The sequence below is a fragment of the Burkholderia sp. HI2714 genome, assembly GCF_002223085.1.
Taxonomy (GTDB): Bacteria; Pseudomonadota; Gammaproteobacteria; order Burkholderiales; family Burkholderiaceae; genus Burkholderia; species Burkholderia lata_D.
On the sequence record NZ_NKFM01000024.1, the window covers coordinates 109,729 to 131,645 of the forward strand.

20 protein-coding genes and 1 pseudogene are annotated in these 21,917 nt (G+C 67.1%); 12 read left to right on the plus strand and 9 right to left on the minus strand.

Features of this window, described 5'->3' with window-relative positions; genetic code table 11:
- Positions 1 to 26: 26 nt before the first annotated feature.
- A complete protein-coding gene (locus CFB82_RS44690) occupies positions 27 to 572 on the minus strand; it encodes a hypothetical protein (protein ID WP_441300173.1) in 546 nt (181 codons plus the stop codon).
- On the opposite strand from CFB82_RS44690, the pseudogene CFB82_RS44695 reads away from it, so the two are divergent.
- A pseudogene (locus CFB82_RS44695) lies at positions 571 to 2,817 on the plus strand (DNA translocase FtsK); the annotation flags it as partial. The gene CFB82_RS44690 and the pseudogene CFB82_RS44695 sit on opposite strands and share 2 nt — an antisense overlap.
- 100 nt (positions 2,818 to 2,917) lie before the next feature.
- Here CFB82_RS44695 and CFB82_RS13280 read toward each other — a convergent pair.
- Positions 2,918 to 4,162, minus strand: a complete 1,245-nt coding sequence (locus CFB82_RS13280; RefSeq protein WP_089484368.1) for a lactonase family protein — start codon at positions 4,160 to 4,162, stop codon at positions 2,918 to 2,920.
- Positions 4,163 to 4,328: 166 nt separating this feature from the next.
- Between CFB82_RS13280 and CFB82_RS13290 the strand changes: the two genes are divergently transcribed.
- Positions 4,329 to 6,158 carry a glycoside hydrolase family 15 protein gene (locus tag CFB82_RS13290; RefSeq protein WP_069248528.1) on the plus strand — a complete coding sequence of 610 codons (1,830 nt, stop codon included), beginning with the start codon at positions 4,329 to 4,331 and terminating at the stop codon, positions 6,156 to 6,158.
- Positions 6,159 to 6,370: 212 nt separating this feature from the next.
- On the plus strand, positions 6,371 to 7,837 hold the full coding sequence (locus CFB82_RS13300) for a polyhydroxyalkanoate depolymerase (protein ID WP_089484369.1): 1,467 nt from the start codon (positions 6,371 to 6,373) through the stop codon (positions 7,835 to 7,837).
- Positions 7,838 to 7,925: 88 nt separating this feature from the next.
- Here the strand turns inward: CFB82_RS13300 and CFB82_RS13305 are convergent, their stop codons facing one another.
- Positions 7,926 to 8,558, minus strand: a complete 633-nt coding sequence (locus CFB82_RS13305) for a TetR family transcriptional regulator (protein WP_069248530.1) — start codon at positions 8,556 to 8,558, stop codon at positions 7,926 to 7,928.
- Between the two features lie 156 nt (positions 8,559 to 8,714).
- Here CFB82_RS13305 and rsxB point away from each other — a divergent pair, with 156 nt between their 5' ends.
- Both rsxB and nth read left to right on the plus strand, forming a co-directional pair.
- Complete coding sequence (rsxB, locus tag CFB82_RS13310) at positions 8,715 to 9,716, plus strand: electron transport complex subunit RsxB (protein WP_089484370.1); 1,002 nt, start codon at positions 8,715 to 8,717, stop codon at positions 9,714 to 9,716.
- Positions 9,713 to 10,357, plus strand: a complete 645-nt coding sequence (gene nth, locus CFB82_RS13315; RefSeq protein WP_069248532.1) for an endonuclease III — start codon at positions 9,713 to 9,715, stop codon at positions 10,355 to 10,357. Before rsxB ends, nth begins: the two co-directional genes overlap by 4 nt.
- Before the next feature lie 155 nt (positions 10,358 to 10,512).
- On the opposite strand, the gene CFB82_RS13320 is transcribed toward nth, so the two are convergent.
- Positions 10,513 to 11,442 carry a DMT family transporter gene (locus CFB82_RS13320; RefSeq protein ID WP_089484371.1) on the minus strand — a complete coding sequence of 310 codons (930 nt, stop codon included), beginning with the start codon at positions 11,440 to 11,442 and terminating at the stop codon, positions 10,513 to 10,515.
- A 216-nt stretch (positions 11,443 to 11,658) separates the two neighbouring features.
- Here CFB82_RS13320 and CFB82_RS13325 point away from each other — a divergent pair, with 216 nt between their 5' ends.
- Positions 11,659 to 12,126 carry a DUF1841 family protein gene (locus CFB82_RS13325; protein WP_373558799.1) on the plus strand — a complete coding sequence of 156 codons (468 nt, stop codon included), beginning with the start codon at positions 11,659 to 11,661 and terminating at the stop codon, positions 12,124 to 12,126.
- Between the two features lie 99 nt (positions 12,127 to 12,225).
- On the opposite strand, the gene CFB82_RS13330 is transcribed toward CFB82_RS13325, so the two are convergent.
- The gene (locus CFB82_RS13330) at positions 12,226 to 12,585 is read right to left on the minus strand and encodes a c-type cytochrome (protein WP_011352792.1); all 360 of its coding nucleotides are present in this window, start codon (positions 12,583 to 12,585) and stop codon (positions 12,226 to 12,228) included.
- Positions 12,586 to 12,625: 40 nt separating this feature from the next.
- Entirely contained in the window at positions 12,626 to 12,985 is a 360-nt protein-coding gene (locus CFB82_RS13335) for a c-type cytochrome (protein ID WP_011352793.1), read from the minus strand.
- 246 nt (positions 12,986 to 13,231) lie between these two features.
- Between CFB82_RS13335 and CFB82_RS13340 the strand changes: the two genes are divergently transcribed.
- The 5 genes from CFB82_RS13340 to CFB82_RS13360 all read left to right on the plus strand — a co-directional run bounded on the left by CFB82_RS13340 (position 13,232) and on the right by CFB82_RS13360 (position 18,392).
- Positions 13,232 to 14,074: an AAA family ATPase gene (locus CFB82_RS13340; protein WP_011352794.1), complete on the plus strand. Its 843-nt coding sequence runs from the start codon at positions 13,232 to 13,234 to the stop codon at positions 14,072 to 14,074.
- A 27-nt stretch (positions 14,075 to 14,101) separates the two neighbouring features.
- Complete coding sequence (locus CFB82_RS13345; protein ID WP_089484372.1) at positions 14,102 to 15,277, plus strand: vWA domain-containing protein; 1,176 nt, start codon at positions 14,102 to 14,104, stop codon at positions 15,275 to 15,277.
- 55 nt (positions 15,278 to 15,332) lie between these two features.
- A complete protein-coding gene (locus CFB82_RS13350; protein ID WP_089484373.1) occupies positions 15,333 to 16,544 on the plus strand; it encodes a benzoate/H(+) symporter BenE family transporter in 1,212 nt (403 codons plus the stop codon).
- A gap of 171 nt (positions 16,545 to 16,715) precedes the next feature.
- Positions 16,716 to 17,669, plus strand: coding sequence for a transaldolase (gene tal / locus CFB82_RS13355; protein WP_089484374.1), 954 nt, complete (start codon positions 16,716 to 16,718; stop codon positions 17,667 to 17,669).
- Between the two features lie 267 nt (positions 17,670 to 17,936).
- Positions 17,937 to 18,392 (plus strand): VOC family protein, encoded by a 456-nt coding sequence (locus CFB82_RS13360; RefSeq protein WP_089484375.1) that lies wholly within the window; start codon positions 17,937 to 17,939, stop codon positions 18,390 to 18,392.
- A gap of 67 nt (positions 18,393 to 18,459) precedes the next feature.
- Here CFB82_RS13360 and mctP read toward each other — a convergent pair whose 3' ends face one another.
- The 3 genes from mctP to CFB82_RS13375 form a co-directional block, all read right to left on the minus strand.
- Positions 18,460 to 20,010, minus strand: a complete 1,551-nt coding sequence (gene mctP / locus CFB82_RS13365) for a monocarboxylate uptake permease MctP (protein WP_089484376.1) — start codon at positions 20,008 to 20,010, stop codon at positions 18,460 to 18,462.
- On the minus strand, positions 20,007 to 20,249 hold the full coding sequence (locus CFB82_RS13370; protein WP_011352801.1) for a DUF3311 domain-containing protein: 243 nt from the start codon (positions 20,247 to 20,249) through the stop codon (positions 20,007 to 20,009). The genes mctP and CFB82_RS13370 overlap by 4 nt, the downstream gene beginning before the upstream one ends.
- Before the next feature lie 198 nt (positions 20,250 to 20,447).
- The gene (locus CFB82_RS13375) at positions 20,448 to 21,365 is read right to left on the minus strand and encodes a spermidine synthase (protein ID WP_089446161.1); all 918 of its coding nucleotides are present in this window, start codon (positions 21,363 to 21,365) and stop codon (positions 20,448 to 20,450) included.
- Positions 21,366 to 21,503: 138 nt separating this feature from the next.
- On the opposite strand from CFB82_RS13375, the gene CFB82_RS13380 reads away from it, so the two are divergent.
- Complete coding sequence (locus CFB82_RS13380) at positions 21,504 to 21,758, plus strand: hypothetical protein (RefSeq protein WP_089484377.1); 255 nt, start codon at positions 21,504 to 21,506, stop codon at positions 21,756 to 21,758.
- Positions 21,759 to 21,917: the final 159 nt, after the last annotated feature.

Here is a 21,917-nt window from a genome sequence, read left to right on the forward strand (position 1 = left end):
GAATCGCCGAAATCGCCGGTCGCCGCTCAACCGTTTGCCGCCGCGCAAACGACTTCGGCAAGCACTGCGTCGCCGCTCGTCGGCGCCGCGCACGGTTCGACCGTGCAAGCGCCTGCATCCGCCTCGGGCATTGCGCCGATCGCCGTTACCGGCTCGTCAGATGATGTGATCAACACGGCATCCGGTTCGTTGGCTCGACCGGCTGCGTCGACCGTTGCAGCCGTTCCGTCGGCATCTCCGATCGACGTAACCGGCACTGCGTCGACCTCGCTTTCGCAGCCGGTCGCTTCTGCATCGAACGCTGCATCCGTCGCGCCGGCATCCCCGATCGGCGTGACCGGCGCTACGTCGGCATCGATTTCGCTGCCGGCCACGTCGGCATCGAACGCCGAATCCGTCGCACCGGCATCCACCGTCGGCATGACCGGCGCCACGTCGGCTCCGCTTTCGCAGCCCGCCGCTTCGACATCGAACGCTGCATCCGTCGCGCCGGCATCCCCGATCGGCATGACCGGCGCTACGTCGGCTTCGATTTCGCAGCCAGCCACGTCGGCATCGACCGTTGCGGACACGACTTACGGTTCGTTCCCCCGCGCATCAACACCCGCATCGCCCGTTGCGCCCGCCGTGACACCGTCGACGGCCAGCCCGACGGCCTCGGCATCCGGTTCGAGCGCGCCGGCGATCGCTACCACGACGCCGGTGAATATCGTGTCCGGCTCGGTCGCTGCTCCGTCCGCCGCACCTGCCCCGACGCATCCGACCACCCCATCAGCCTCGTCGACCGGTACGACATTCGGCACATTCGCCCCCTCCGGCACAATCGCATCGCAGCCGGCCGCAGGCCTGCCCGTGCCGCCGGCCCCTGCCGCCACGACGGCAACGTCCTCCGGCGCAGTCGCACCGATCACCGCCGCCGCGGCGCCTTCCGCGCAACCGATCTCCAGTTCGCCCGTCGCTCCGGCCGGCTCGCTGACGTCCTTCGGCGCAACCACCGCGGCGCTGGCTCCGTCGATCGCTTCCGCACCTGCGGCCATCGAAGCCACGACGTTCGCCCCCCCGGCCGCCCCGACCTCGTCGCCGGCAAGCTGGCCCGTGTCGAATGTCTCTGCGGCACCGTCAGCCGCATCGCCCGTGGCACCGCCGCAAACCGCAGCAACGATCCCCGGCGCGAGCCTGTCCGCACCGGCGGCAGTCACGACCGTACCAGCGCTCCCCACCACCCCGGCAACCCAACCGGCCGCACCTGCCGCAGCCGGCTCCCCGGCCCCCGACACCCCCGCGCGCCAGCCGCGCCCGAATGCATTCGAATTCCACGCACCCGCGTCGTTCAGCGTCGAACTGCCGACGCTCGATCTGCTCGAGCCCGCGTCCGCATCCGGCGACATCGAAACGATCACCGACGAACACCTCGCGCAAACAGCGCAGGTGATCGAACAGCGGCTGCAGGAATTCAAGGTGCCGGTGACGGTGGTCGGCGCGTCCGCCGGCCCCGTGATCACGCGCTTCGAGATCGAACCCGCGCTCGGCGTGCGCGGCAGCCAGATCGTCGGGCTGATGAAGGACCTGTCGCGCGGCCTCGGCCTCACGTCGATCCGCGTCGTCGAAACGATTCCCGGCAAGACCTGCATGGGCCTCGAACTGCCGAACGCGAAGCGCCAGATGATTCGCCTGTCGGAAATCCTCGAGTCGCGCCAGTACCAGCACTCGGCGTCGCAGCTGACGATCGCGATGGGCAAGGACATCACCGGCCACCCGGTCGTCACCGATCTCGCGAAGGCGCCGCACATGCTCGTCGCGGGTACGACGGGCTCGGGCAAGTCGGTCGCGATCAACGCGATGATCCTGTCGCTGCTGTACAAGGCGACACCCGAGGACGTGCGGCTGATCATGATCGACCCGAAGATGCTGGAGCTGTCGGTCTATGAAGGGATCCCGCACCTGCTCGCGCCGGTCGTCACCGACATGAAGCTCGCGGCGAACGCACTGAACTGGTGCGTCGGCGAGATGGAGAAACGCTATCGGCTGATGTCGGCCGTCGGCGTGCGGAACCTCGCGGGCTTCAACCAGAAGATCCGCGACGCGGAAGCGAAGGAAAAGAAGATCGGCAACCCGTTCTCGCTGACGCCCGAGGATCCGGAGCCGCTGTCGACGCTGCCGCTGATCGTCGTCGTGATCGACGAGCTGGCCGACCTGATGATGGTCGCCGGCAAGAAGATCGAGGAACTGATCGCCCGCCTCGCGCAAAAGGCGCGTGCGGCCGGTATCCACCTGATCCTCGCGACGCAGCGTCCGTCCGTCGACGTGATCACGGGCCTGATCAAGGCGAACATCCCGACGCGCGTCGCGTTCCAGGTATCGTCGAAGATCGACTCGCGCACGATTCTCGACCAGATGGGCGCCGAATCGCTGCTCGGGATGGGCGACATGCTGTTCCTGCCGCCGGGCACCGGTTACCCGCAGCGCGTGCACGGCGCGTTCGTCGCGGACGAAGAAGTGCACCGGGTCGTCGAGTACCTGAAGCAGTTCGGCGAGCCGCAGTACGAGGAAGGGATCCTCGACGGCCCGGCCGCCGACGGCGCGACGCAGGACCTGTTCGGCGATGCGCCGGACGCGGAAGCCGACCCGCTGTACGACGAAGCCGTTGCGTTCGTCGTGCGCACGCGGCGCGCGTCGATCTCGTCGGTGCAGCGGCAGTTGCGCATCGGCTACAACCGCGCCGCGCGCCTCGTCGAGCAGATGGAGGCGGCCGGGCTCGTGTCGGCGATGGGCATCAACGGCAGCCGCGAGGTGCTCGTGCCGGCCGCGGCCGACTGAACGCGGCGGCCGGGCGGCCGCCGTCGACCAATATGGGCGCGCCGGGAAACCGGCCGCCCCGAAAAACGAAGGGCGCTGCATCGGCAGCGCCCTTTTTCATTTACAGCGCCGGTACCAGCTTGAAGTCGACCGGCTTGCCGACCGCCACCTTCTGCGGATTCGGGCCGAGTTGCCCCGTTTCGACATTGCGGCTGAACACGTAGAACGTATCGCTGTCCTGGTTGCCGACGATCAGCCACTTGCCGGTCGGATCGATCAGGAACTCGCGCGGCGTCTTGCCGAGGCTCGACTGGCGGCCGACCTGCTTCAACCGGCCGTCGGCCTGGTTCACCGCGTAGATCACCAGGTCGTTCGCGTCGCCGCGGTTGCTCACGTACAGGAAGCGGCCGTCCGGCGACAGGTGGATCGCGCCGCCGCCGACCTTGCCCTTGAAGCCCGGCGCGGTCATCGGCACGGTCTCGACCGGCGTCAGCTTGCCGTCGTGGTAACCGAACACCTCGACCGACGCGTTGAGCTCGCTCGTCACGTACGCATACCGGCCGTCGGCGCCGAACACCATGTGGCGCGGGCCCGAGCCCGCCTTCACCGGCGTGTAGCGCGTGTCGGTCGGGCTGATCAGCCCGCGGCTGCCGTCCACCGTATAGCGGTAGCCGTAGATCTTGTCCGCGCCGAGATCCTGCACGAACAGGTAACGGCCGTCCGGCGAAAACACCGTCGAATGCACGTGCGCGCCGTCCTGGCGGCCCTTCACGGGCCCCATGCCTTCATGGTGCACGGTCAGCGCGGCCTGGCCGACCGCGCCGTCGTCGCGCAGCGGAAACACCGCGAAGCTGCCACCCGGATCCTTCGCGACCGAGTAGTTGGCGGTCACGAGGTACTTGCCGTCGGGCGACAGCGCGAGGTAGCAAGGATCGTTCCCTTCCGCCGACACGCGGTCGATGAAGCTCAGCGCGCCCGTCTTCGCGTCGAAGCGGAATGCGCTGATGCCGCCGCGCGTCGTCGCCGGCCCGTCGTCGCCGGGCAGTTCGTTGACCGCGTAGACGGTGCGACCGTCGCGGCTCGGCAACAGGTACGACGGATTCACGGTCTTCGCCGACGACACGGGCGCGACGCTGCCGGTTTTCGTATCGAAGCGGTAAACATAGATGCCGTCGCTGCCGCCCCCCGTATAGGTGCCGACGAGCAGGTTGTAGACGCCGTCGGCCGGGGCAGGCGATTGCTGCGCAAATGCGTGGGTCGCAGAAAGGGAGAGCACGATCGCGAAACCTTTCATCCAGTGAGCGAGCCTAAGCGGGAACCCTCGTGTCGAAGCGCGTGCGTCACGCTCGCGTAAACGGTTGGGCATTGAATCCTCCTTGCATCGAGTCGCTTCAAGTGTTGAGATAGGACGAAACGCCGGCCGTTCATGCGCTCCGCCGCCCGGCCGAGTATACGGGGCGCGGTGCCAGCGCGTGAAGCCTTGGCCGGCGCCGTCCGCATTGTGAACTCGAATACCCAAGGATCGCCTGCCCATGCCTGCCCTGATCGAAGACTACGCCCTCGTCGGCGACGGCCACACCGCCGCGCTGATCGCTAAAGACGGCTCCGTCGACTGGCTGTGCTGGCCCCGCTTCGATTCGGGCGCCTGTTTCGCGGCGCTACTCGGCACCCCCGAGCACGGCCGCTGGCTGCTCGCGCCGGCCGCCGACGCCGCAATCACGCACACGACGCGCCGCTATCGCGGCGACACGCTGATTCTCGAAACCGACTACGAAAGCGCCGACGGCGCCGTCACCGTGGTCGACTTCATGCCGCCCGGCAACGGCTGGTCCGAACTGGTGCGGATCGTGGTCGGCCGCCACGGCACGATGAAGATGCGCATGGAGCTCGTGTTGCGCTTCGACTACGGCTTCTCGATCCCTTGGGTCACGCAGTTGACCCGCGAGGACGGCATGAAGGCGATCGCGGGCCCCGACACCGTCGTGCTGCGCACGCCGGTGCCGCTCACCGGCCAAAACCTTCATACGCTCGCGGAATTCACGGTGAGCGCCGACGAACGCGTGCCGTTCTCGCTCAGCTATGCGGCTTCGCACCTGCGGCTGCCGCCCGCGCGCGATCCGCTGTCGATGCTCGCGCGCACCGAGAACTACTGGCTCGAATGGTCGGGCCGCTGCCAGGTGCAGGGCCGCTACGCGGCCGCCGTGCGCCGCTCGCTGATCACGCTGAAGGCGCTCGCATACGAGCCGACCGGCGGCATCGTCGCCGCGCCGACCACGTCGCTGCCCGAGAAGATCGGCGGCAACCGCAACTGGGACTACCGCTACTGCTGGCTGCGCGACGCGACGATCACGCTGCTCGCGCTGATGCGCGGCGGCTATTACGACGAGGCGCGCGCGTGGCGCACGTGGCTGGGCCGCGTGATGGCCGGCTCGCCCGAGCAGATCCAGATCATGTACGGGATCGCCGGCGAACGCCGGCTGCCGGAAATGGAGCTCGACTGGCTGCCCGGCTACCAGGACTCGCAGCCGGTGCGCATCGGCAACGGCGCCGCGAACCAGCTCCAGCTCGACGTATTCGGCGAGGTGATGGCCGCGCTGCACCTCGCGCGGGTGGGCGGCCTGCAGGCCGACGACACGGTCTGGTCCGTGCAGTGCGCGCTGCTCGACCATCTCGAGAAGATCTGGCAGGAACCCGACGAAGGCATCTGGGAAACGCGCGGCGGCCGCCGCCATTTCACGTTCTCGAAGGTGATGGCGTGGGTCGCGTTCGACCGCGCGATCAAGTCGGCGGAGATGTTCCGGCTGCCCGGCTCGCTCGACCGCTGGCGCGCGCTGCGCGACCAGATCCATGCCGACGTGTGCACCAACGCGTGGCATGAAAGCAAACAGGCGTTTGCACAGAGCTACGGCAGCGACGAGCTCGACGCCAGCGTGCTGCTGATGCCGCTGCTCGGCTTCCTGCCGCCGGAAGATCCGCGCATCGTCGGCACGGTCGAGGCGATCGAGCGGGAATTGCTGCACGACGGGCTCGTGATGCGCTACCGCACGACCGACTACGACGACGGCCTGCCGCCCGGCGAAGGCACGTTTCTCGCGTGCAGCTTCTGGCTGGTCGACAACTATGCGCTGCTGGGCCGGATCGACGACGCGCATCGCCTGTTCAGCCGGCTGCTCGCGCTGTCGAACGACCTCGGGCTGCTCGCGGAGGAGTACGATCCGGTGGATGGGCGGCTCGTCGGCAACTTCCCGCAGGCGTTCTCGCACGTGGCGCTCGTGCATACCGCGATGAACCTGATGCACCACGAGGACGCGATGGCGCGCGCCGCCGGCCAGCCCGCGCCGGCCGTGGCGGCGGGGCGCTGAACGGGGGCGCGAGCGGCTAGGTCAGAGAACGTCAAATCGCAAAACTTTGATGAAAAATCGGGGAAATGTTGCATTGCACCACCCATCGTTGTCCGATATGATCGACGCGATTGTCCGGCTGCAATGCAACATGGCCGGTCGCTGACCCACACGGCACGCCGCGACGCCCCACGCCGCCCTTGCGCACCGTCCCCCACGCGGGAGTAGTCTGCATGCTTTACCAACTGCACGAATTCCAGCGCGCCATGCTGAGCCCGCTGACGGCCTGGGCCCAGGCCGCGTCCAAATCGTTCGCCAATCCGTCCAGCCCGTTCTCGCTGATGCCGGGCGCCCCGCGGATGGCCGCCGCGTACGAGCTGATGTACCGGCTCGGCAAGGATTACGAGAAGCCCGAATTCAACCTTCATCAGATCGTCAAGGACGGCCACAACATCCCGATCGTCGAGCAGACGATCATTGAGAAGCCGTTCTGCCGGCTGCTGCGCTTCAAGCGCTATTCGGACGATGCCGATGCCGTCACGCAGCTGAAGGACGAGCCGGTCGTGCTGGTCTGCGCGCCGCTGTCGGGCCACCACTCGACGCTGCTGCGCGACACCGTGCGCACGCTGCTGCAGGATCACAAGGTCTACATCACCGACTGGATCGACGCGCGGATGGTGCCGGTCGAGACCGGCCCGTTCCACCTGCACGACTACATCGCGTACATCCAGGAGTTCATCCGTCACATCGGCGCGCGCAACCTGCACGTGATCTCGGTGTGCCAGCCGACGGTGCCGGTGCTCGCGGCGATCTCGCTGATGGCGAGCCGCGGCGAGGACACGCCGCTCACGATGACGATGATGGGCGGCCCGATCGATGCGCGCCGCAGCCCGACGTCGGTGAATTCGCTCGCGACGCAGCACTCGACCGCGTGGTTCGAGAACAACGTGATCCACACGGTGCCGGCGAACTATCCGGGCGAAGGCCGCCAGGTGTATCCGGGCTTCCTGCAGCACACGGGCTTCGTCGCGATGAACCCGGAGCGGCACGCGCAATCGCACTGGGATTTCTACCAGAGCCTGCTGCGCGGCGACGAGGACGACGCCGAAGCGCACCGCCGCTTCTATGACGAATACAACGCGGTGCTCGACATGGCCGCCGAGTATTACCTCGAGACGATCCGCGTCGTGTTCCAGGAATTCCGCCTGGCGGAAGGCACGTGGGATGTCGAAGGCGAGCGCGTGCGCCCGCAGGACATCCAGCACACCGCGCTGATGACGATCGAGGGCGAACTCGACGACATCTCGGGCAGCGGCCAGACGCACGTCGCGCACGAGCTGTGCACGGGCATCCCGCAGGACCAGCGCCGCAGCCTGACCGCCGAGAAGTGCGGTCACTACGGGATCTTCTCGGGCCGCCGCTGGCGCACGATCATCTATCCGCAGCTGCGCGATTTCATCCGCGAGCATGCACCGGAGCCGAAGCACGGTGCGACGAAGGATGTCCCGGAAGCGCCGGCCACCAAGACGCTCTCCGCCGTGCCGGCCGCCGACGCACCGGCCGAAACGACGCGCGCCACGACAGCGAAGCGCGCGAAGGCGCCGGCGAAGGCCGCCGCCCCCGCCAAGGCCGCACCGGCCGCGAAACGCGCCGCCGCCAGCCCGCGCGCAAAAGCCGTGCGCACGCGCAAGGCCGCCTGACGCACCGCGTTCCGACGAAAAAACGCCGCCGTTGCCTGCGCACGGCGGCGTTTTTACATCGGGCGCCCGCTTCGGCGCGGTCAGCGCATCAGCGCCGCAGCAGATACGCGAGCAGCACCTCGGTGTTCATCCGGACCATCTCCGCGCGCTCGTCGGCGTCGGTGAAATCGCGGCCGAGCGTCGCGGCGAGCGTGAAGCGGTTCGACACGATGTAGTAGCCGAGCCCCGACAGCGTCACGTAGAAGCGCAGCGGATCGACGTCGGTGCGGAACAGCCCGGCCTTCTGGCCGCGCGTCAGCACGTTGCCGAGCTTCGCGACGATCGGCGACATCATCTCGCGGATCCGCGTCGACTTGTGCAGGTAGCGCGCTTCGTGCAGGTTCTCGTTGTTGATGAGCCTGAGCAGTTCCGGATGGTCGCGGTAGTAGTCCCAAACGAAATGCGCGAGCCGCGTGACGGCTTCGACCGGCGCGACGCCGTCGAGATCGAGCTCGCGCTCGACCTCGGTCAACGCGGAGAACGCGTGTTCGAGCACCGCCGTGAACAGCTGTTCCTTGCTGCCGAAATAGTAATAGAGCATGCGCTCGTTGGTTTCGGCCCGGCGCGCGATCTGGTCGACGCGCGCGCCGAACAGCCCTCCACTCGCGAACTCTTCGGCTGCCGCCATCAGGATGCGGCGGCGCGTACCTTCAGGATCTCTTTTGATTTTTGGCTGATTCATGGTGGCGTTTTGCTATGTGAGCCGCTTGATCCGGACCGGCACCCCCACCGCCTTGGCGCCGGCCGCCCTGGAACGGGCGCGCCGCGGGCGGCCGCCCTCCTGCTGAGCCCCTGCAAAAAAGCGGTTCGATTATGCGCACAGACGGCGTCCAGCGCAATGCGGGAAATCGGCGATAATCGAGCTTTGGCAAACCTTTCCGGCCGCGCCCGACGCGGCCGAGAGCCATTCGGCGCCGCTGCGCCCGTTGTCACCGTGACCGATTCCAAAACACTCGCAGATCGCATCGAAGATCTGCTTCCCCAGACGCAATGCACGAAGTGCGGCTATAACGGCTGCCGTCCGTACGCCGAGGCGATCGCCGCCGGCGACGCGAACTACAACCAGTGCCCGCCCGGCGGCGCCGAAGGCATCGTGCGCCTGTCGAGCCTGCTCGGCAAACCGGTGATTCCGCTGAACCCCGTCAACGGCAGCGAGCATCCGCGCGCGGTCGCCTTCATCGACGAAAACCTGTGCATCGGCTGCACGCTGTGCATGCAGGCGTGCCCGGTCGACGCGATCGTCGGCGCGCCGAAGCAGATGCACACGATCATCGAGTCGCAGTGCACCGGTTGCGACCTGTGCGTGCCGCCCTGCCCGGTCGACTGTATCGCGATGCTGCCGGTGACCGGCGAACGCACCGGCTGGGACGCGTGGTCGCAGGAGCAGGCCGATGCCGCACGCGAGCACCATGACCTGCGGCTCGCGCGCCAGCGCCGCGAACGCGAGGCCGCCGAAGCGCGCGCAGCCGCACGCCGCGCGGCCAGTGCCGCGAAACCGGCTGCGGCACAAGCGGAAACGCCATCCTCCGCACCGGCCGCCGCACCTGCGGACGACGCCGAAGCGAAGAAGCGCGCGATCATCGCCGCCGCGCTCGAGCGGGCGCGCAAGAAGAAGGAAGAGCTGTCCGGGCAAGGCACCGGGCCGAAGAACACCGAAAGCGTGAGCGCGGCCGTCCAGGCGCAGATCGACGCGGCCGAGGCGCGCCGCAAGCGGCTCGCCGAACAGCAGGCCCAACGCGACGCCGAGGCGGCCGCCGCGAGCGGCAACGACGAAGAGAACGACGCAGGCAACGACGGCCCGGGTGGCCCGTCCGCACCGCCCGACCAGAACGCTCCATGAACGCCAGCAAACGACGCGCGATCTACGAAACGCTGCAGAGCCTCAATCCGCATCCGACCACCGAGCTCGAATACTCGACGCCGTTCGAGTTGCTGATCGCCGTGATGCTGTCCGCGCAGGCGACCGACGTGTCGGTCAACAAGGCAATGCGGAAGATGTTTCCGGTCGCGAACACCCCGCGGCAAATCGTCGCACTCGGCGAAGAAGGCGTCACCGAGTACATCAAGACGATCGGCCTGTACCGGACCAAGGCGAAGAACGTGGTCGCGACGTGCCGGATCCTGCTGGACCGCTACGACGGCGAGGTGCCGGCCGATCGCGAAGCGCTCGAAGGGCTGCCGGGTGTGGGCCGCAAGACCGCGAACGTCGTGCTGAACACCGCGTTCGGCCAGCCGACGATCGCGGTCGACACGCATATCTTCCGCGTCGCGAACCGCACCGGGCTCGCGCCGGGCAAGGACGTGCGCGCCGTCGAGGCCGCGCTCGAGAAGTTCACGCCGAAGGAATTCCTGCAGGACGCGCATCACTGGCTGATCCTGCACGGGCGCTACGTGTGCAAGGCCCGCAGGCCCGAATGCTGGCACTGCGCGATCGAGCCGCTGTGCGAATTCCGGCCGAAGACGCCACCACCGAACGAGTGACGCGCCACCGCGGCTGACAGGCCGCAGGCCACCCGGCGCCAGGCGGCCGGGCGCACGATGCACGCCGCGCCCGCCGTTGGTCGGCCGTCTAACCGCAGCCGCAACCACGATAGCGCGTCGCCACCCGCGCCATCGCCCCGCTTTCCCCTTCCCGACTACGCGTTGGACGTCGCCGTCGCGTCGTCTGCCGCCGCGCCGCCCGCGCGCACCAGCGCCAGCACGGCAGCCAGAATCGCGACGCCGCCCGCCCACTGCAGCGGCGACAGCGCTTCGCCGAACAGCAGCGCCGCAAGCGCGACCGTCACGACCGGTTCGAGCGTCGACAGCATCGACGTGCGCGCGGCCCCGAGCCGTTCGAGCCCGGCAAAGAACGCGAGCATCGCCGCCACCGTCGACACCAGCGCGATCGCGAGCATCGACGCCCAGCCGCCGGCCGTCGCGGGCCAGCGCGGCGGAGCGCCGAACGCGGCGGTCCGCACGACGGCGATCGCCACGAGCGTCGCGGTTGCCGACAGGCAGATGATCGCGGTGGTCGCGAGCGGATCGACGCCGCGCGTCGCCTTCGTGCCGCCGACGATGTACAGCGAATAGATCACCGCGGCGGCCAGCGCGAGCGCGATCCCGAGCGGCTCGCCATGCCCGCCGCCGACCATCAGCGCCGAACCCGCGACGCACAGCACGAGCGCGACGGCCTTCGCGCGCGTGAGGCGCTCGCCGAGCCACCACGCGGCCAGCAGCGTGACGAAGGCCGGATACAGGTACAGCAGCAGCGCGACGAGGCTCGCCTGCGCGTGCTGCAGCGCGCTGAAATAGCAGAACGACTGCCCGACGTAGCCGAGCGCGCCCATCGCCACGAGCGGCGCGAGCGCGCGCCCGCGCGGCCACGCGACACGGCGATGCCGTGCAATCGCGGCGAGCACCGCGCCGCCGATCGCGAAGCGTACGATCAGCAGCCCGAGCACGTCGACGCCGGCCGCATACGCGTAGCGGCCGAAGATCGCCATCGCGCCGAACGCGGCGGCGGACAGCGCGACATAGAGCGTGCCCTGCAGGGCGGCGGACGACGTGTGGGTGGTGGCGGTCATGATGGAACGGGGACGATCGGCGTGGCGCCGGAAATCGTCGGAGTGTAACGGCGCGGCGGCGGCGAGCCTAGCCCGCGCTTACCCGTTCCCGGGCGCCGGCTCAGGGCGCCCGCAACCGGCCGGCGCGCGCCTGCTCGCCCGGCGGGCCGCCGCGCAACCCGCTCCCGCCCGCCGCCAGCGCCGTCCGCCGACCCGGCGTACAATGCGCGACGCGGCATTACGCCGTCCGAATCACGACGTTTCCCCACCATGTTCAATCCAAGCCGCGACGAAGTGCGTCGCTTTTTCACCGAGACCTGGCGCAAGCAGCGCGCCGGCGAGATCCTGACGCCGCTGGAAGCGATCGCAGCCGACTGGATCGTCGAGCATCCCGAATACCACGACGAACTCGCCGACGCCGATGGCGCGACCGCGCGCGAGTACACGCCCGAGGAAGGCCGCACGAACCCGTTCCTGCACCTGTCGATGCATCTCGCGATCAGCGAGCAGTTGTCGATCGACCAGCCGCCCGGCATCCGCGCCGCGCACGACAAGCTCGCGGCCAAGCTCGACTCGACCCACGACGCGCAGCACGTGATCATGGAATGCCTCGGCGAGACGATCTGGGAAGCCCAGCGCACGAACACGCCGCCCGATACCGACGCGTACCTGCAGCGCATCCTGCGTCGCGCATCGCGCGATTGAGCGCCGCGGCGCCGGCCCTTGGGCGCCGGCGTGCGGACAAAAAAATACCCCGCCTCGGCGGGGTATTTTTGCTGCGCGAGCCCGTCGGGCCCGTCGCGCTTACTTCTTGAACACGAGATCGGTTTCTTTCAGCGACTCGATGTAGGCCGCGATGTCCTTCATGTCGCTGACCGACAGGCTCTGCACCTGCGCCTGCATGATCGCGTTGTTGCGACCGAGCAGCGGATTCGTCAGGCCCATCTGGTACTGGCGCATCGCCCACACGAGGTAGTCGGCGTGCTGGCCGGCGAGGCGCGGATATTCGGCGTTGATCGGCTTGTTCATCTGCGCGCCGTGGCAGGCGGCGCAGTTGTGCGATTCGACCAGTTCCTTGCCCTTCGTGGTGTCCGCCGCGTGCGCGGTACCGATCGCGAGGCCGGCCGCCAGTGCAACCGCCGCCGTCTTGAATGCGTTGTTCATGAATGCTCCTGTCCCGCCGGTCAGATCGGCGGCGCGCGCTTTACTTGTAGGGATTGTCCTTCGTGTCGGCCTTCTGGACGGCGTAGTACGCCGCCAGATCCGCGATGTCCTGGTCCGTCAGCGAACCGGCGATCGCATTCATCGACGGGAAGTGACGATCCTTCTTGCGATAGGCCTTCAGCGCGTTCTCGAGATATTGCTGGTTCTGGCCGCCGAGGACAGGCACCCGGTAGACCTCCGGGTACGCCGCGCGGTAGTCCTGGATGCCGTGGCAACCGATGCACATGGCGGCCTTGCTCGCCCCGTCCTTCGGGTTGCCGACCACACCGGCCGCCTGCGCGCTGCCCGCGAGCGCCACGAGCGCTGCGACAACGACGTGTTTGCCGACGAATTTGTTCATAGCTCTTGTAACCTAGCTTGAGGGGAAACTGGCGCCGAAGCGGCAACGGCCCGCGCCGTTATGCTTATCAGGTCGCCACGCAGGCCAAAAAAAACGGCCAGATTGTACCGCGTCGGCGGGGAACGCGTCCACAAGGCACCCCGGTTCTCCCCGCCACAGCCCCGCAACGATACGCGGGCGTGGCCCAACCGGACAGCCCTTCTGACTTATACTGGGTTTTTTTCCCCGATTGAGAAGAGCGCCGCCATGCGTTTCGAAGGGTCCTCGCACTACGTCGCCACCGACGATCTGAAGCTCGCGGTCAATGCCGCGCTGACGCTGCAACGCCCGCTGCTGATCAAGGGCGAGCCCGGCACCGGCAAGACCATGCTCGCCGAGGAAGTGGCCGCCGCGCTCGACATGCCGCTGCTGCAGTGGCACATCAAGTCGACCACGAAGGCGCAGCAGGGCCTGTATGAATACGATGCCGTGTCGCGGCTGCGCGATTCGCAGCTCGGCGACGAGCGCGTGAAGGACATCTCGAACTACATCGTCAAGGGCGTGCTGTGGCAGGCGTTCGACGCCGAGCACCCGAGCGTGCTGCTGATCGACGAGATCGACAAGGCCGACATCGAATTCCCGAACGACCTGCTGCGCGAGCTCGACCGGATGGAGTTCCATGTGTACGAAACACGGGAAACTGTCCGCGCGAAGCACCGCCCGCTCGTCATCATCACGTCGAACAACGAGAAGGAGCTGCCCGACGCGTTCCTGCGCCGCTGCTTCTTCCACTACATCCAGTTTCCCGACCCGGCAACGATGCAGAAGATCGTCGCGGTCCATTTCCCGGACATCCGCGAGGAGCTGCTGCGCGCGGCGCTCGAGAGCTTCTTCGAATTGCGCGGCGTGTCGGGCCTGAAGAAGAAGCCGTCGACGTCCGAGCTGCTCGACTGGCTGAAGCTGCTGCTCGCCGAGAACATCCCGGCCGACCAGCTGCGCGGCGTGGATGCGAAGCAGATCGTCCCGCCGCTCGCGGGCGCGCTGCTGAAGAACGAGCAGGATCTGAGCCTGCTCGAACGGCTCGTCTACATGAACCGGCACAACCGGTAATCCTCTCTCACCCGCGAAGGCCCGGCCATGCTGCTCAATTTCTTCTACGCGCTGCGCGCAGCCAAGCTGCCCGTCTCGGTGAAGGAATACCTGACGCTGCTCGAATCGCTGAAGGCCGGGCTGATCTCGCCGTCGATCGATGCGTTCTACTTCCTCGCGCGGATGACGCTCGTCAAGGACGAGCAGTACTTCGACAAGTTCGACCAGGCGTTCGGCGCGTATTTCCACGGCGTGTCCGCGTTGCCGTCCGAAGCGTTCGACATTCCGCTCGACTGGCTCGAGAAGCGCCTCGAGCGCGAGCTGTCGCCCGAGGAAAAGGCGCAGATCGAGGCGATGGGCGGCCTCGACAAGCTGATGGAGCGCCTGAAGGCACTGCTCGACGAGCAGAAGGAGCGCCACGAAGGCGGCAACAAGTGGATCGGCACCGGCGGCACGTCGCCGTTCGGGCACGGCGGCTACAACCCGGAAGGCGTGCGCATCGGCGGCCCGTCGAACGGCAACCGCACCGCGGTGAAGGTGTGGGAAGCACGCGCGTATCGCGACTACGACGATTCCGTCGAGATCGGCACGCGCAACATCAAGGTCGCGCTGCGGCGGCTGCGCCGCTTCGCGCGCGAAGGCGCCGCCGAGGAGCTCGACCTGCCCGGCACGATCCGCAGCACCGCAGCGAACGCGGGCTGGCTCGACCTGCGGATGGTGCCCGAGCGCCACAACAACGTGAAGGTGCTGATGCTGCTCGATGTCGGCGGCTCGATGGACGATCACATCAAGCGCACCGAAGAGCTGTTCTCCGCCGCGAAGGCCGAATTCAAGCACCTGGAGTTCTTCTACTTCCACAACTGCGTGTACGACCACCTGTGGAAGAACAACCGCCGCCGCCACTCGGAACGCACCGCGACGTGGGACGTGCTGCACAAGTTCACGCCCGACTACAAGCTGATCTTCGTCGGCGATGCAACGATGAGCCCGTACGAAGTGCTGCAGCCCGGCGGCTCGGTCGAATACAACAACCCGGAAGCCGGCGCCGTATGGCTGCGCCGCCTCGCCGACCAGTTCCCCCATCATGCATGGCTGAACCCCGAGCCCGAGCGGCTATGGGAGTATCGCCAGTCCGTCTCGATCATTCGCGACGTGCTCGGCCATCGCATGTATCCGCTCACGCTCGCGGGCCTCGAAACCGCGATGCGCGCACTCAGCAAGTAACGACACCCACCAAGACACGAAGGCCGCGTCCGAGCGGCCTCCCCCCGGAGATAGCATGAACCCCTCGCCCACCGCGAGCGCCAGCCGCGCCGGCGGCCGCCGCTTCTTTGCCGATACGTCCGTGTCCGCGCTCGTCGCCGGCTTCGTCGCGATGATGACCGGCTATACGAGCTCGCTCGTGCTGATGTTCCAGGCCGGCCGCGCCGCCCACCTCACCGACGCGCAGATCTCGTCGTGGATCTGGGCGCTGTCGATCGGCATGGCGTTGACGACGATCGGCCTGTCGCTGCGCTTTCGCGCGCCCGTCGTCGTCGCGTGGTCGACGCCCGGCGCCGCGCTGCTGATCGCATCGCTGCCCGGCGTGCCCTACCCCGAGGCGATCGGTGCGTTCGTCGTCTGCGCGGTGCTGCTGACGGCCGTCGGCGTGAGCGGCCTGTTCGACACGCTGATGCGCAAGATTCCGGCCGGCATCGCAGCCGCGTTGCTCGCGGGCATCCTGTTCGAGATCGGCATCGAGATCTTCCGCGCCGCGCAGTTCCAGACGGCGCTGGTGCTCGCGATGTTCTTCACGTACCTGATCGTCAAGCGGCTCGCGCCGCGCTATGCGATCGTGACGACGCTGATCGTCGGCACGGCGGTCGCCGGCGGTCTCGGCCTGCTCGACTTCAGCGGCTTTCACATCGCGTTCGCGAAGCCCGTATTCACGATGCCCGCGTTCTCGATCGCGTCGATCGTCAGCATCGGCATCCCGCTGTTCGTCGTCGCGATGGCGTCGCAGAACGTGCCGGGCATCGCGGTGCTGCGCGCGGACGGCTATCAGACCCCGTCGTCGCCGCTGATCGCGACCACCGGCCTCGCGTCGCTGCTGCTCGCGCCGTTCGGCTCGCACGGCGTCAACCTCGCGGCGATCACGGCCGCGATCTGCACGGGCCCGGAAGCACACGAGGATCGCGCGAAGCGCTACACGGCCGCCGTGTGGTGCGGCACGTTCTACCTGGTCGCGGGGATCTTCGGCGCGACGATCGCCGCGCTGTTCGCGGCGCTGCCGAAAGCGCTCGTCGTGTCGGTCGCCGCGCTCGCGCTGTTCGGCTCGATCATGAGCGGCCTCGCGAACGCGATGCAGGACGTGAAGCAGCGCGAGGCCGCGCTCGTCACGTTCATGGTCACCGCGTCGGGCCTTACGCTGCTGTCGATCGGCTCGGCATTCTGGGGGCTCGTCGCGGGGATCGTCACGCAGGTGATCCTGAACGCGCGCCGCCCCGCGTGACGCGGCGCGGCCCCCGCCGCCGCTGCGGCCCTCGGACACGCCAGAACGTGCCCGACACGAATCGGGCCTAGAATAGCGGATCGGAGGCGGTGCCCGGCGCCGCCTCGCTTCGCCGCCGCGTTCGCGCGGCCCGTGAGAACCCGGCGCCTTGCGCCCTTCTTCCGAATCGCCATGACTACCGCACTCGACCAGCTGAAGCAGTACACGACCGTCGTCGCCGACACGGGCGATTTCCAGCAGCTTGCGCAATACCAGCCGCAGGACGCGACCACGAACCCGTCGCTGATCCTGAAGGCCGTCCAGAAGGATGCGTACAAGCCGATCCTCGAGAAAACCGTCCGCGATCATCGCAACGAAAGCACCGATTTCATCATCGACCGCCTGCTGATCGCATTCGGCACCGAGATCCTGAAGCTGATCCCGGGCCGCGTGTCGACCGAGGTCGACGCACGCCTGTCGTTCGACACGCAGCGCTCGATCGACAAGGGCCGCGAGCTCATCAAGCTGTACGAAGCAGCCGGCATCGGCCGCGAGCGCATCCTGATCAAGCTCGCATCGACGTGGGAGGGCATCCGCGCGGCCGAAGTGCTGCAGAAGGAAGGGATCAAGTGCAACATGACCCTGCTTTTCTCGCTCGTGCAAGCCGCCGCATGCGCGGAAGCCGGTGCGCAGCTGATCTCGCCGTTCGTCGGCCGCATCTACGACTGGTACAAGAAGCAGGCCGGCGCAGCGTGGAATGAAGAGCAGGATGGCGGCGCGAACGATCCGGGCGTGCAGTCGGTGCGCCGCATCTACACGTACTACAAGACGTTCGGCTACACGACCGAAGTGATGGGCGCGAGCTTCCGCACGACCAGCCAGATCATCGAACTCGCCGGCTGCGACCTGCTGACGATCAGTCCCGATTTGCTGCAGAAGCTGCAGGACAGCAACGAGACGGTCGCGCGCAAGCTGTCGCCGGAAGCGCTGCAGGACAAGCCCGCCGCGCGTGTCGCGATCGACGAGGCCGCGTTCCGCTTCCAGCTGAACGACGACGCGATGGCAACCGAAAAGCTCGCCGAAGGCATCCGCGTATTCGCCGCCGACGCGGTGAAGCTCGAGAAGCTGATCGACTCGCTGCGCTGAGCCGCTGAGCCGCTGAGCCGCTGAGCCGTAATAAGCGTCAGCGGCTGTCAGCAACACTGGCAACAGCCGTCAGCACGCACGCCGCATACGGCCGCGAACGTCATGTTCGCGGCCGTTTTTATTTTTCATTCCATCGTCAAGCACGCGCACTACAATCCACGTCACGGGTGCGTCGGCCGCCTCCCGAGGCCCCCTTTCCCAGTCAGTCTCGCACGACGCCGAACCCGCGCGAATGCGCAGGCCGGCTCCCCACTCCAGGAGACAACGATGCAAGTCCAACCGTACCTGACGTTCTACGGTCGCGCCGACGAAGCCCTTCAGTTCTACGAAAAGGCACTCGGTGCGAAGACGATGTTCAAGATGCACTTCAAGGACGCGCCGCCGAATCCCGACTATCCGATGGCGCCGGAGATGGCCGACAAGGTGATGCACGCGAGCTTCACGATCGGCGACTCGATGATCATGTGCTCGGACGGCGACTGCAGCCAGCCGGCCGGCGCGGCGCACGCCGGCTATTCGCTGTCGCTGAACCCGGCAACCGTCGAAGAGGGCCAGAAGCTGTTCAATGCGCTCGCCGACGGCGGCGAAGTGACGATGCCGTTCGGCAAGACGTTCTGGGCGCTCGGCTTCGGGATGGCGAAGGATCGTTTCGGCGTGCACTGGATGGTCAACGTCGAAGACCTGTCGCAACGCGAGGACCTCGCGAAACGCGCGCAGGGATGACACGAACGACAAAGCCCGCCACCTTGCCGGTGACGGGCTTTTTCATTGCGTGGCCGTGCAGGCAGCGTCAGCCTTCCACCACGTCGAGATAGTCCTCCGGCCGCGTGCGATCCTCCGCATGCGCCATGCCCATCACGCGCACCAGCACGCTCACCACCACCGCCACCACCAGGTTCACGACCAGCGACCACACGGCCGCGTAGCCGGGAATCGCGAGACCGAACAGGTGGATCGTGAAGATCGAGCTGGCCAGCTTCAGCGAGATCGCCATCCACGTGCCGCACACGATGCCGGCGGCCCAGCCGGCCAGCAGGCCGCGGTGGTCGAGCACGCGCGTGTACAGACCGAGCACGATCGCCGGCAGCGTCTGGATGATCCAGATCCCGCCAAGCAGCTGCAGCTGGATCGCGTAGGTCAGCGGCAGCCCGAGGATGAACGCGACCGCGCCGACCTTCACGATCAGCGACACGAGCTTCGCGACGTGCGTTTCCTGGTCGTGCGACATGTTGCGGTTCACGAACTCGCGGTGAATGTTGCGCGTGTACAGGTTCGCGGCCGCGATCGACATGATGGCCGCCGGCACCAGCGCGCCGATGCCGATCGCCGCGAACGCGACGCCGACGAACCACGACGGGAAATACTCGAGGAACAGCGCGGGCACCGCGAAGTTCGGGCCGAACGCCTTGAAGTACGGCGCATACTGCGGCATGTCCTTCACGCCCGCTGCGAGCGCCATGTAGCCGAGCAGCGCGAGCAGGCCGAGCACGAACGAGTACGCGGGCAGCATCGCCATGTTGCGGCGGATCGAGTTGCCGGACGACGACGACAGGATCGCCGTCACCGAGTGCGGATACAGGAACAGCGCAAGCGCCGAGCCGATCGCGAGCGTCGCGTACGCGCTGTAGCCGTTCAGGCTCATCGCGTCGGGCGCTTTCAGCAGCAGCTTCGCGGGCGGCACGCTCGCGAAGATGTGTCCGAAGCCGCCGAGCTTCGCGGGGATCACGATGACCGCCGCGGCGATCGTGATGTAGATCAGCACGTCCTTGACGATCGCGATCATCGCGGGCGCGCGCAGGCCCGACGTATACGTATATGCGGCGAGGATCGCGAACGCGATGATCAGCGGCAGGTCGCCCACGAAGCCGGTCGTGTCGAAGCCGAGCGCGCCGATCACCACCTCGATGCCGACGAGCTGCAGCGCGATATACGGCATCGTCGCGACGATGCCCGTCACCGCGATCGCCAGCGCGAGCATCCGGCTGCCGTAGCGCGCATTGACGAAGTCGGCGGCCGTCACATAGCCGTGCCGCTTCGCGATGCTCCACAGCTTCGGGAACACGACGAACGCGAACGGGTAGATCAGGATCGTATAAGGCAGCGCGAAGAAGCCCATCGCGCCGGCGCCGAACACGAGCGCGGGCACCGCGACGAACGTGTAGGCCGTGTAGAGGTCGCCGCCGAGCAGGAACCACGTGACGATCGTGCCGAAGCGGCGGCCGCCGAGGCCCCATTCGTCGAGATGGGCGAGATCGCCGCGCCGCCAGTTCGCGGCCAGGAAACCGATGATCGTGACGCCGATGAACAGCAGCACGAAGACGAAGGTTGCGCCGAGATTCATCGTGCACCTCCCTGCGGGCCGCTCGCCTTCCACGCGTTCTTGGTCTTGAAGTACACGAACGCGGTGATCACCGCGCTAATGAAGACCCAAAGCAGCTGGTACCAGTAGAAAAACGGAAAACCCAACCATTGCGGTTCGATCTTGCTGTACGACGGTACCCAGACCATCGCAATCAGCGGCAGTACCAGCAGCCAGAGCCAGCGCTTGGCGGCCCGGTTGGCGTCGGCATCGTGAGCCATGACGTCTCCTCATCTTTCCCGGTTATCGATCTTGTTGAGCGGGTACGGCGCCGAGAGGAGCGCAAAACGGGTAGGCTGCGGCTCCCCTGGCTTCGCGCCAGTATAGGAGCCGCCAGCACACGGTCAAGCAGGGGCGAACCCGAGGTGATCCGCCCCTTGACGCGTGGTTGCACCGGCATGCCGCCGGTGCATGAAGCGTCAGATCGCGAACGCGGTGTCGCGTGCGCCAGTCGTTTCTTTCAAAGCTTTCACCCACTTGCGTGCGGGCAGCTTCAGCGTGTCCTCGATCAGCTTCGCCCGTTCGTCGAGCTGCGCGAACGACACGTCGAGCGCGGGGCCCGAGAACGCGATCGCGATCCGGTTGCCGTCGTGCACTTCCGGCAGCGCGATCACGCGGTGATCGAACGCCGCGTTCAGGTGCTTCATGTTGCGCACGAAGCTCGGATGATCGCCGAACAGGTTGATCGTCGCGATGCCCGCGTCGGCGAGGCAGCCGCGCACCGCGCGGTAGAACGCGACGCTGTCGAGCACGGGGCCGCGCGCGGTCGCGTCGTACAGGTCGATCTGGATCGCGCCCGTCGTGCCGCGGTTGGCCGGATCGTTGACGAAATCCCAGGCGTCGGCTTCGTGCACGGCGAGACGTGCATCGTCGGGCGGCAGCGCGAACATCGTGCGCGCGGCGACGATCACCGCCGGGTTCAGCTCGACGGCCTCGACCTTCGCGTGCGGCAGGAAGCGGTGCGAGAACTTGGTCAGCGCACCGGTGCCGAGCCCGAGCTGGACGACCCGCTCGGGCGTTTCGAGGAACAGCAGCCACGCCATCATCTGCTGCGCGTATTCGAGCTCGATATGCAGCGGCTTCGAGATCCGCATCGCGCCCTGCACCCATTCGGTGCCGAAGTGCAGGAAGCGCACGCCGCCTTCTTCGGAGAACGTAACGGGCGCGAAGCGCGGCTTGCGCGGGGCTTCGAGCACGGGTACGTCGTCGTGCTCGTCGATGTCCGGGCGGCGCTTCACGCGCGGCGGCTGGAGCTTTTCGGAGCCGTTGTAGGCGGACGGCTTGCTGCGCTTGGACGCGCGCGCCTCGGCGGACGCGCGCTTGATCAGTCGGGTCATGTGTGAATCTCGCTGGGTGAAGCTGGTTTTAGCGGACGAGAGGATAGCATTGGTGCAGAGCGGAAGCCGTGCCGACTGCCCCTCATGACTTCAACTCCCACTGGCGCTACGCAGCAATCGTTGATCGAAGGAGGACACATGACCTCGAGCGACAAGAAAATCTGGTTTCCGGCGAAACGCTACGGCTGGGGATGGGGGTTGCCGGTAGCCTGGCAAGGCTGGGGCGTGCTGCTGCTGTTCGCGATCGGGATCATCGCAAGTGCGTGGCTGGTGCCGCCGCACCGTTCGCCGATCGCGTACGGCGCTTGCATCGTCGTGTTGGTCGCGCTGCTGACTGCGGTGTGCTTGATCAAGGGCGAGAAGCCCCGATGGAGATGGGGCAAGGACGATTAGGCGTGAAAGCAATCTTGACGTAGATACCGCTATATCGTCACCGCAAAACCCATGAGTTCGCGTTGACACCGATACCTAATATCACTGCACTGTTTCGTGCCCTATACCCATAAGCCTCACGCCACTTAACATACTGCCACCCCACCTTGTCAACACACT